Below are 1,044 nucleotides of genomic sequence, written 5' to 3'. Positions count from 1 at the left end.
CTTCAGATTATTGGCCCGTGTAGCCAACAGGAACCGTCGAATTGTTCTTCGCAACGGTCGCGTTGTTCGACACGATGTACTGCGGCACTTCCGTCAGCGTCAGCGACACCTGGCCGTTCGAGTACGGAACCGTCGTGGCATTGCCATAGCCGTCGATCTTCGTCACGTTGCCCGACGTACCAGGGTTGTCGACCTGCAGCGAATAGCCCGTCGAATACGTCTGGCTGTACGTGCCATTGCTCGTCGGCCACTGGCTGTTGTCGTGCGCCCATACCGCCGTCACGATCTTGCCGTCGCCGAGCTGCTGGAACGCATACGCGAACGTCCCACCCGGCGTGCCCTTGACGCGGCCCAGCGTGTTCGTGCCGTCGAGCACGCGGGTCATCGTTGCGAAGGCCATCGCTTCAGGCTTCGGCGACAGATTCGACGCACCGAATGCACCCTGCGCGTTGTTCAGATCGAAGAACGAACCGTAGCCCACTTCGCCCGGATAGTCGGGGCCGAAGAACAGCGTCGTCATCTGCGCGCCGCCGCCCAGCACGATGATGTGCGAGCGCACGCCAACGGCAGCATGGGCGAACAGCTGGTTCTGCGACGGAGTCGTCGGGCCGTAGTTGATGCCCGGGTCGTAGCTCGTGCCCGCTTCCGTGAAGAACAGCTTCATGTTCGGCTTGCCGGCCTGCATCACCGAGCGCAGCTGGTTCATCTGGTTGTCGAGCGCGTTGGCCTGGTTCGCCGGATCGGGGTCCGAGTCCTGCAGTTCAGGCGGATGCGCCGGATACGTACCCGCGTTCCAGTAGCCGTGCGTCGAAACCGCATCGATGTAGTTCCACAGTCCGAGCGCGCCGAACTTCTTCAGATAGCCGGTCGTACACGTATCGCAGTTGGAGGCGAACGGATTGCCCGTGCCCATCACGATCGCGTTCGGATCGGTCGAGTGGATGCCTTGATAGGCGGCCTTGTACATCGCGACAAAGTTCGCGTCGCTATCGGCCCAGCCGAGGCTCGGCTCCCACGTCACCTGATAGTAGTTGTTCTGCTGCT

The 1,044-nt window shown here is 62.0% G+C and carries 1 protein-coding gene; it reads right to left on the bottom strand.

Going from position 1 to position 1,044, the window contains the following annotated elements; genetic code table 11:
- Positions 1–7 precede the first annotated feature (7 nt).
- Positions 8–1,044 (bottom strand): glycoside hydrolase family protein (locus BN2476_RS43565; RefSeq protein ID WP_500045253.1); only part of this gene is annotated, 1,037 nt, incomplete at its 5' end.

The sequence above is a fragment of the Paraburkholderia piptadeniae genome (genome assembly GCF_900007165.1).
Classification (GTDB): domain Bacteria; phylum Pseudomonadota; class Gammaproteobacteria; order Burkholderiales; family Burkholderiaceae; genus Paraburkholderia; species Paraburkholderia piptadeniae.
This window is presented reverse-complemented; position numbering and strand designations above follow the sequence as displayed.